This is a genomic window from Bradyrhizobium sp. Crot121 (assembly GCF_059512385.1).
Map to the genome: position 1 here is coordinate 1 of NZ_JCAMOR010000142.1, position 9,340 is coordinate 9,340.

A 9,340-nucleotide genomic window follows, 5' to 3' on the forward strand; every position below is an offset into this window, starting at 1 on the left:
CACGAAAAGATGCGTTAGGGTATTGGCGCAGGTTGATGATCTGACCCATCGGGCCGCGTGTGCCCTCTACTTTTGGCTGGTTTGTAATAACCCTGCGCGTCATTTCGACGGTCACCAGCGGATAGCCATAGATGTAAGCATCCGTGGCCAGCCAGAAATCCTCAGCGCCCTCGATGATGTCGAAAATCGGTCCATCCTCCTGTCCTCATCGCAAATCAATCCGGGCATATTGGTGGTGCAGCCCACCCAAAATCGGGCGACAGATAATGCGTCCGACTGTCTCGGCGGCGCGTGATATCGGCGCGTCCTTGTTCAATGACAGATGGGGTCGCGTGCCATTGTAGTAGCTCATGTACGAGAGCAGCACGTGGCGCAGATGGCGTTCGCCAAAGACCACGATATGATCCATGCATTCCCTCCGGATTGAACCGATCAGCCGTTCTGCATGGGCGTTTTGCCAGGGTGAACGAGGAGACGTCGGGCGATCTCGGATACCGATGGATCTCACCCGGCGTGTGAATATCTCGGCGTAGGCACCATCGCGGTCCCTGATCAGGTAACGAGGGATTTGCTCCCAGCCACACGCCTCCGTCAGTTGATTGGCGATCCATTCGGCAGTTGGATGCGCGGTCACCCCGCACCACAGGATCTGCCGCCGGCCATGGCCCATGATCAGCAAACCGTAGAGCAGTCGGAATGAGATTGTCGGCACGACGAAGAGGTCCATTGCGACAATGCCATCCGCATGGTTGCGAAGAAACGTCTTCCATCCCTGCGAGGGAGGGCCCCTCCTCCGCGCCATATACTTGGCGACGCTGGTCTGACCGATCTCGATGCCGAGCTTGAGAAGCTCACCATGGATTCTCGGCGCTCCCCACGGCGGGTTGACGATGCTCATCTCGCGGATCAGCCGGCGAATTTCCAACGGTGCAGTTGGTCGACCGCAGCGGTGCCGCGATTTCCAGCGCCAATACGCTCTGAAACCGGCACGGTGCCAACGGATGATGGTATCCGGCTTCACTATCGTCAGCGCTTTTGATGGTATTTGGCACCAAACGATACAGCCCAACAAAAATCAGGCGATCTATGGCACTGAAGGCCACTCTCTTCGGCACATGCCGTCGCTGGATGTTAAGTTGATGACGAAGGATCAGGATCTCAGCTTCCAACGAGACCCGCGACCGGAACAATATGACCAGCACGGACCAGACCAGGCTGTAAGCTTCTCTCATGAGACAGAAGCATGGCGCGATTCGGCCTCACATACCAGCCGGATTAGGTTTCCGACAGGGACAGCTGAGCAGTCATGCTTTCGAACCGGCGTATGCCAACGAAAAAAGATTCGATGATCAAAAATCAACGCGAACAAACTTGCTAAAAGCCGTTCAGCCGACCAAACATAGGTCCGAATGCTCGCATTGGCCAATTGCAGCCGCCAACCCAACGCAAACCCTGGAATGATCGTATAGCAGAGCATCACCGCCCAGCCAAAGAGAACTGGCCAGACAATGTAACAGCCCCAATAGGTAACCACAAATACGAGCTCCACGGGCATAGGCCTTGCGAAATTGTACTTAACGGTTTGAGAGCCTATGATAGTGGTAGAAAGGCTCATCACAATGGGTGAAGCGATATTTGGTTTATTGCAGGTTGTGGGCTTGGTCACCGGCAAACGGTGCTTCCGTGGGTGTCAGGCGGTCGAGTGATCCTTATGCCGCAGAATGCTTCATCCGGGCCGTTCCGGCTTGCTCCTTACTAGCGGCTGCCAAACGGCCAGATTGGCGTAGACCTTGATTGTTTCACGCCGATCGCTGCACTGTTTTACCTTCTCGCAATCGTAGGCTTGTGCTGTCTCTTTCTGTGACACTTCCCGATCCGCGATTACATCGCTAGTTACGTGACGTGGTTGGTTGCACTTTGCCGGAAGTCCGGTTGGGGTCATTCGCGTCGGTTTGGCCGCGTACCCACGACTTCCCCTCTACGCCTATAAACAAACATCGTTACCGGGCGAGCCGGACCTCCAGCCGGGCGCTTCGAAGGGACTAAGTCATCTCAACGACGTTGTATGCCGCTATCGGACGACGCAACCCCTTGAGCGTCAGTTCACCCACGGGCTCCGCGGTCGCCCTCGCGTCAAGCGCCTCCCGCACCTTACCATCAACGAGAATCTGACCGTCGCGCGCCTCCGCGCAAAGACGGGCAGCTAGATTCACCACGGTACCGATCGCGCTGTACTCAGAACGTCCCTCAAAACCGATGGCGCCGAGCGTCGCATATCCATACGCAATGCCGACTCCAAAACCAAGGTCATGTCTTTCACGCCGCCACTTATTCGACAATTCCAATAGGCGGGTTCGCATCGCGACCGCCATTTGGACAGCTCGGTTGCATGGATCTGCACAAGGTATCGGATCGCCGAAAATCACCATGATTCCGTCGCCCAGGAACCTCTCCAATGTGCCTTCAAACTGGTGCACGAGGGAGCCTAAGGCGGCATGATATTCTTGCATCACCGCCATCACCTCTTCGGGTTCAGCAGTCTCTGCGAACGCGGTGAAACCGCGAAGGTCACCGAAGACTATCGTTACCTGTCTGCGGTGGCTCGCCAACGGCTCATATGTCGATGAAGAAAGAATCAACTCCGCTATTTGCGGCGACAGAAACCGCTTCAAACGGCTGACCCGTTCAATTTGCACAACTTGCTCCTCAACACGCTGCTCGAGCCTTCTATTCCACTCGGCGAGCTCGAGAGCCTGGGCTTCAGCTCGATCATGCAACTCTTTAATTCGGAGCATGGAGCGCACACGCGCAACGAGGGCTGCATGGTCGACCGGCTTGGTCAGATACTCGTCAGCACCCGCGTTGAGTCCCGCGACGACATCCTCTGATTCGGTCCGCGCCGTCACCATGATGATTGGAACAAATCCCAGCGTCGTATCGATCTTCAGTCGCCGGCAGACCTCAAAGCCATCGATCTTCGGCATCATGACGTCGAGGAGGACAACGTCTGGCTCTACTTCATGCACGACCGCGAGCGCCCTCTCGCCGTTTTCAGCCTCCACGGTCTGATAACCCTCGGCACCGAGGCGCGCGGTAAGAAGGCAGCGATTCGTTTCGTTGTCATCCACGATCAAGATTCGGGGTGGGACATGCATCTCCGCTCCACATCACCACGCACGGGGCCCTCATGGCAGGTATCGATGGATCGTCTCAAGTAGCTTTCGTGCGCTGTAGGGTTTAGCGACGTAGGCATCGCAGCCAGCCGCGCGTGCCTTTTCCTCGTCGCCGCTAAGCGCATAGGAGGTGACGACAATGATTGGAATATCGCGAAGATCCGGCTGCGCTTTTATGCGACGTGTCGCCTCATATCCGTCGAGAAGAGGCAGTTGGATGTCCATCAGGATCAGGTCCGGGCTATGGGTCCGCGCCGCCATGAGCGCTCCTTCGCCGTCGTGCGCCTCGATCATTTCATAACCGACGCTTGCAAGCAGATCGCGCAGAATCTGCCGATTGTCCTCCTGGTCTTCGACGACAAGTACGCGCTTGCTCATGCCTACACCGCCTGCTGCTCAAGGCGGGCCGGCACCAGAAAAGAGAACCGAGCGCCCTGGCCGACGCGAGATTGGATCCAGATTCGTCCGCCATGCATTTCCACAATGCGCTTTACGATTGCGAGGCCCAACCCCGCGCCTCCCTTCGTCTTGGTGATCGAGTTATCCACCTGCTGGAATTCCTGGAAGATTCTGGCTTGGTCCGCCTCGTCGATGCCAGGTCCTGTGTCCTGAACAGAAAAGACATAGGAATCTGCCTTCGCCTCCACTTCTATTCGGACCTCTCCCCGGTCTGTGAATTTGATCGCGTTACCAACGAGATTGAACAGGGCCTGAGCGAGCCTGCGTTCGTCTCCCCGCGCGGGCGGCAAGCCAGCGGGAACGGCAATTCTCAAACTCAGGTTCTTGTCCGCGGCGAGCGACTCAACGGAGGTATGGACAACATTTACCAGCTCCTCCACCGAATAGTCGGCCAGCGAAAGCCGAAGCTGTCCGGCCTCAATCTTGGAGAGGTCGAGGACGTCGTTGATGAGCCCGAGCAGATGTCTGCCGTTCCGTTGGATCCTTTCGATGGCGGGGCGCATCTTCTCTGGCGGATCGCCGTATATGCCGTCCAGCATGAGCTCCGAAAAGCCGAGTACTGCGTTCAAGGGTGTCCGCAATTCATGACTCATGTTTGCGAGGAACTGCGATTTGTGTCGGCTCGCCTCCTCAAGGCTCCGGTAGAGCTGCTGCAGCTCGTCGCAGGTCGAATTAACGTGCGCCGCAAGCTCCCCGAGCTCGTCCCGATTGGGCACCTCTATGCGCTGCGCAAAATCGCCAGCGGCTATCCGGTTCAAGCCGTCGTGAATAATGCGGACTGGCTCGATCACCGAGCGGGAGATCGCATGTCCTAAGACCAGCGTAAGGACAAAACTTGCGAGAGCGACCACAGTGACGAGCATCTGTGATTTGGTGTAGGTTTGTCGGCTCGCATCTATGCCGGCCACCATGTCTGCTTCAGCCCGATTGACCAATTGATTAGTCAGTCGTTCGAGCTTGTCCGCGAGAGGTCCGAGCTCCGCGAGTTCTCTCTGTTTGGCCTCAGCCGCTCGTCCACCGCGGATGAGCTCCGCGATGTTTGAAACGACGGCTATGAAGCGCGCATATTCTTCGCGCACTTGGTTGAGCAACGCCACCTCGTCCTTTGCGACGAACGAGACGCGATCAAGGTCATACCCAAACTGATTGACCTGCCGCAGCACAACTGCCAACGTCGTTTCATTTGGAAAGGCGAGCGCTGTCGACACGCCATAAAGCTGCCGGAGCGTATTGTGCTGCATCTGCCGATATGCCTCGATCTTCTGCTGCAGACCAACGACTTGGTTCGCCCGCTGATCCGCCTCGCGCAGCGAGAGGAGTCCGATTACCCCAACCGAGACCAAGAAGACCTCGATGGCGAAGAACGCCATCAGCAATTTTGTGCGCAATGAGGGTCGTAGTGCAAAACCGAGAAGAACGTCGTTTATCGACGCGCCATCTCCACTTCCTCGCAATCTTGCAGGGAGTGGACGCTGGCCAAGGAACGACGCCGAATCAGCTTCCAAGTTCACGACGAACCTCTTTGAGAAACCGCCAGTCGGCTGCATCCGCGATAATTTTGGCTGGATTCGATTTCAGCATCTTCGCTTCGCGCAGACGAAGCGCGTAAAAGCGGATAGTGTCCTCGGGATCGTATTCGCGCCAGCGGTTGTACGGCACATCCGCAAGCGTCTGAGCCGCATAGTCCTGACGAGGCGTGAACCCCCCGTCCACCATCCGCCGCGCAACAAGGGCTGGCGAGCTGACGCACAAATCCGTAGCTCGGAGCATGGCGCGAACTACACGTTTGGTTGCAATGGGATTCTTCCGGACGAATTCACGAGTCCCCGCCAACATGCAGCAATAATATTGTGACCATGGGCGATCTTGCGCACTGTTAACGATGACATGACCGATATTCTGCGCACGCAGGCGCTGTGGTTCCGGAGGGAATCCAAGGAACGCGTCAATCTTACCCTCAGCAAACAACTCGATCGGCTTAACCGATGCACTCGTCACCCACTCGATATCCTTGGCTGGATCAAGTCCGACAAGCGCCGCCATCGCACTGATGAAAACGTGCGGGCTACTGCCAAGCCCCTGCTGGCCGACGGTTCGCCCCTTCAGATCGGCAACGCTACGTATGCCCTCCTTGGCGAACAGCTCGAAGCAGCCGACATGAACTCCGGCCACAATAGTAATGCTCGCACCTCGATCGATCTCGAGAAGAAGCGGACCAGAGAAATGCAGGGTGAAGTCGATGTCGCCCTTCGCGATTGCTCTGGTTTGCTCTACGCCAGCGTCGGAGTCGACGTAAACCACGTTTGTAAACCCCTCGGCATTCAATAGATCGCTGACCACGTACTGAGGTGCGATACAAATGCTTGGGTTCTTCGCAAGCCGAATTGTAGGAGTCTCCGGCGGCGGATTGGACTCTTCGGCCCTCAGTCGAGCTGAGACGCTCCCAAACAGGGCTGCGGAAGCTGCGCAGGCCCCAGCCAGCAGCAAGTCGCGACGGTTTGTATGCATCGGGACCTCCTCGAAAGCGCTGTAGTTGATCAGCCTCCCAATTCACGTCGCACCGCGTTGAGGAACCGCCAGTCAGCTCCATCCGCGATGAGTTTCGCAGGGCTTGACTTGATCATTCCAGCTTCGCGAAGACGAAGTGCGTAAAAGCGGATTGTGTCCTCAGGATCGTACTCGCGCCAGCGGTTGTACGGCACGTCCGCAAGCGTCTGGACCGCGTAGTCCAGGCGAGGCGCGCCCCCCCCATCCACCATACGCTTCGCAACGACGGTCGGTTCGCTCACGCATAAATCCGTGGCTCGGAGCATGGCGCGCACCACGCGCTTCGTGGCAACAGGATTTCTTCGAACGAATTCGCGATTGCCCGCCAGCATACAGCAAAATATTGCGACCATGGGCGATCCTGTGCGCTGTTGACGATAACGCGCCCGAGGTTCTGCGCGCGCAAACGTTGAGGTTCTGGCGGAAATCCGAGGAAGGCGTCGATCTTGCCATCTGCAAACAATTCGATCGGCTTGACCTTCGCGCTCGTCACCCACTCGATGTCCTTGGCGGGATCGAGCCCCACAAGCGTCGCCATCGCGCTCAGGAATACATGCGGGGGCGACTCGAGCGATTGGACGCCGACGGTTCGACCCTTCAGGTCGGCGACGCTGCGTATGCCCTCCCGGGCGAAGAGCTCGAAGCAGCCGACATGAATCCCGGCCAGAACGGTAGTGCTCAGGCCTCTATCGATCTCAAGAAGGAGCGGCCCAGAGAAATTCAGGTTGAAGTCGACATCGCTGCTTCTCCAGATCGCTTTGTCTTGTGCGGAGCCGTTACCTACGAACCCGGTTTCGACGTGAACGACGTTTGTGAACCCCTCGGCGTTCAGCAGGTCTCTGACGACGTAGACAGGCGCGATGCAAAGGCTTGGGCTCTTCGCGAGGCGCAGCGTAGTGGTCTCTGGCGGCGGATCGCGCTCTTCGGCCCTGAGCCGAGTGGTAATGCCCCAAAGCAGCGGAGCGGAGGCGGCGCAGCATCCCGCCAACAACAAGTCGCGGCGATTCGTAGGCATCGGGACCGCCTCGAGAACCTTAGGGTTACTTCCGGGGGCCGAACTTCGGGCCGAGGTAATGTGCGGGAGAAAGGGCCCCGCTCTCGATAAAGATATCACTGCTGCGCTACGTCGGATATGGCCGAGTACCTGACGTGTTTGCAATCGCAGCAATCCTCGGCCTCGGCCTAGGGGTGTGAAGGCCACCATCCTACAATGTCGGGCCTTCCACAGACCGCCGACATGGCGGCTCTGCTGCGTTGTCGGCTTAGGGTCCAAAACGCGTGGGCGTAGCGCCCGCTCAGAACTTCCGGCCTCTCCCTGCGACCGGACGTGTGGCGCTACCGCGTCGGCGGCAGCGATGGGCCATGTGTGGACGGCTCCTGTTGGCAACGAGAATCTTCACTTTCCGGCTTTGGTCGGAGCGGCCACGTGTTCGGCCTGTTTGCGCGGTTCACATACCGCTGGCCATAATGCCCTCCGCGGATCAGGTCCCGATCAAAAGCACGCATTCGTGGATGCCGTGGCCCATGTGGGTTGTCCTGATCGCCGGATCGATCGGCGCTGCATTAAGTGCTGTTCGCCCCTCCAACCGTTACGTCACGCCGCAATATCCGGCGCGATTCCTTTACGCCGCAAGTGCGGCGGGCTCGCCAAGCCGATCATGTCCGTCGTGAGCTTGCGAGAGCACCCCAATCCGTCTCGCACGCCGCAAGAAAGAAGCCGACCCGTTCGCGCACGCAGCCGGACAGCTCCGTCTTGAGGTCCTTCGGGCTCTCCCCGAGGAGCGATCGGAACAGCATCGGGAGCAGGACGAGATCCAGGAACCTGCGCAGCGTCCCCTTTGCGTCGATCTGCCACGAGCGCTGCAACGTCCGATGTGGAAGGTAGACCGGACTACGTCGAGCTCCTTTATAAGCCTAGGGTTTGACGTCGCGGGTTGAGACGCGGTTCAAAGCAATGCGCGACAGGGGCGGCTAAACTCAGACCGTTGAAGTGCACTTCCGTTAATGGCCCTAAAGGCGACATACCTCGCCCAGCCTCCAGTCGCATCCGTCGGTTTCCCGAGCCGTTCATCTACCAATGTTAAAAATGTGAATGGCCTGATTTCGAATTAACTAGAGCAACTGTTTGTATGGTGAAACGTCGGGGACCATCCGGCCCCATCGGCGAAGTGGCAATGGCGCTCGTCGAGGTCCCGCTTGGCGTGGCATGGCCGACAAGATTTGCTCACGCTGAGTTCTTCAGACTTTGCCCCAAACGTACGTTCGGCCGGCCATTGCTGAGCTCCACCGAAATAACCAAGACAGTCTTTCTCCATGCATCGAAACCAGATGCGCGGTCTGGCGTTGGGATCAATGGACGATGATGATTTGCAAGCCCGCAGTGAACAAGCTCTCGTCGTAGTAACCCTCAGTACGGCAACGCTGATCGCATGCGTTACCCTTTTCGTATCTCAATTGTAAGGCCGCCGCAGTTAGCGGCGTCTTTCGTTTGGAATGCCACCTCCTACCCCGAAAAGGGCATAGCGGCACGTCCAAGCTCTTCGTCACTCAGCCCGACCGCCCTGTGGCAAAAGAAAAGGCCGCCCGGAGGCGGCTAGGCCTTGGTCTTCCCTCTTGTGCTTATTTTTTGAGGGCGCCAGCGGCGTCCCGCGCTGCATCCTTCACATCTCCGGCCGCGTTGTGTGCGGATCCCTTCGCCTTGTCGATCTTGCCTTCGGTTTCCATCTCCTTGTCGCCAGTGAGCTTACCGGCACCTTCTCTGATGGCGCCTTTTGCCTTGTCGGCAGCGCCCTTCACATGTTCGCGATCCATGGTGGTGTTCCTTTTGCTGTGCGGAAGACCAGCACAACGAACGAGTTACGCAGTGGTTCCTCGGAGAACAAGCACGGGTCCGGCCCCGCACACGAAGACTTCTGAATTTGGCCCTTGACTGCCATCGCGAACGCGAGGAGTAGGTCGGCTACCGGGTCGAAAGCGGTCCAAAATGTGCTGGTCCGCCAATTCCGAATCTGGTGGAGTCGAGATGTGGCGCGGTGGCTTTAGGCTACACATATCTGTTCCCGCCCCTTTCGTCTGGCGGTGCCTTAGTGGTGTAGCCGTGACTCCGTTTCCACATCCCGCTCGTCGAACCGGACAGGCAGATCTCCCGCATCCGGCTCTCG

The 9,340-nt window shown here is 57.9% G+C and carries 8 protein-coding genes and 1 pseudogene; all 9 read right to left on the bottom strand.

The features are described from left to right. Nucleotides 1-187, bottom strand: a pseudogene (locus tag AC5ZGW_RS44170) (DUF1254 domain-containing protein); the annotation flags it as partial. Nucleotides 188-205: 18 nt separating this feature from the next. Continuing rightward, nucleotides 206-1,021, bottom strand: a complete 816-nt coding sequence (locus tag AC5ZGW_RS44175; protein WP_496114121.1) for an integrase core domain-containing protein — start codon at nucleotides 1,019-1,021, stop codon at nucleotides 206-208. Between the two features lie 1,021 nt (nucleotides 1,022-2,042). Further along, nucleotides 2,043-3,128 carry an adenylate/guanylate cyclase domain-containing protein gene (locus AC5ZGW_RS44180; protein ID WP_245474989.1) on the bottom strand — a complete coding sequence of 362 codons (1,086 nt, stop codon included), beginning with the start codon at nucleotides 3,126-3,128 and terminating at the stop codon, nucleotides 2,043-2,045. 57 nt (nucleotides 3,129-3,185) lie between these two features. Next, the gene (locus tag AC5ZGW_RS44185; RefSeq protein ID WP_130228983.1) at nucleotides 3,186-3,551 is read right to left on the bottom strand and encodes a response regulator; all 366 of its coding nucleotides are present in this window, start codon (nucleotides 3,549-3,551) and stop codon (nucleotides 3,186-3,188) included. A 2-nt stretch (nucleotides 3,552-3,553) separates the two neighbouring features. Continuing rightward, on the bottom strand, nucleotides 3,554-5,002 hold the full coding sequence (locus AC5ZGW_RS44190) for a HAMP domain-containing sensor histidine kinase (RefSeq protein WP_165435479.1): 1,449 nt from the start codon (nucleotides 5,000-5,002) through the stop codon (nucleotides 3,554-3,556). A gap of 124 nt (nucleotides 5,003-5,126) precedes the next feature. After that, a complete protein-coding gene (locus AC5ZGW_RS44195; RefSeq protein WP_130228985.1) occupies nucleotides 5,127-6,140 on the bottom strand; it encodes an ABC transporter substrate-binding protein in 1,014 nt (337 codons plus the stop codon). Nucleotides 6,141-6,169: 29 nt separating this feature from the next. Continuing rightward, nucleotides 6,170-6,421 (bottom strand): hypothetical protein, encoded by a 252-nt coding sequence (locus tag AC5ZGW_RS44200; protein WP_165435480.1) that lies wholly within the window; start codon nucleotides 6,419-6,421, stop codon nucleotides 6,170-6,172. Beyond that, complete coding sequence (locus AC5ZGW_RS44205) at nucleotides 6,418-7,338, bottom strand: ABC transporter substrate-binding protein (protein ID WP_165435481.1); 921 nt, start codon at nucleotides 7,336-7,338, stop codon at nucleotides 6,418-6,420. Before AC5ZGW_RS44205 ends, AC5ZGW_RS44200 begins: the two co-directional genes overlap by 4 nt. A 1,460-nt stretch (nucleotides 7,339-8,798) precedes the next feature. Further along, nucleotides 8,799-8,990 carry a CsbD family protein gene (locus tag AC5ZGW_RS44210; protein ID WP_130228987.1) on the bottom strand — a complete coding sequence of 64 codons (192 nt, stop codon included), beginning with the start codon at nucleotides 8,988-8,990 and terminating at the stop codon, nucleotides 8,799-8,801. Nucleotides 8,991-9,340 lie beyond the last annotated feature (350 nt).

What these genes read in the sequence shown, in the direction of transcription:
- AC5ZGW_RS44185 (WP_130228983.1), bottom strand. Translation starts at nt 3,551, where the DNA reads ATGAGCAAGCGCGTACTTGTCGTCGAAGACCAGGAGGACAATCGGCAG.
- AC5ZGW_RS44190 (WP_165435479.1), bottom strand. Translation starts at nt 5,002, where the DNA reads ATGGCGTTCTTCGCCATCGAGGTCTTCTTGGTCTCGGTTGGGGTAATC.
- AC5ZGW_RS44195 (WP_130228985.1), bottom strand. Translation starts at nt 6,140, where the DNA reads ATGCATACAAACCGTCGCGACTTGCTGCTGGCTGGGGCCTGCGCAGCT.
- AC5ZGW_RS44210 (WP_130228987.1), bottom strand. Translation starts at nt 8,990, where the DNA reads ATGGATCGCGAACATGTGAAGGGCGCTGCCGACAAGGCAAAAGGCGCC.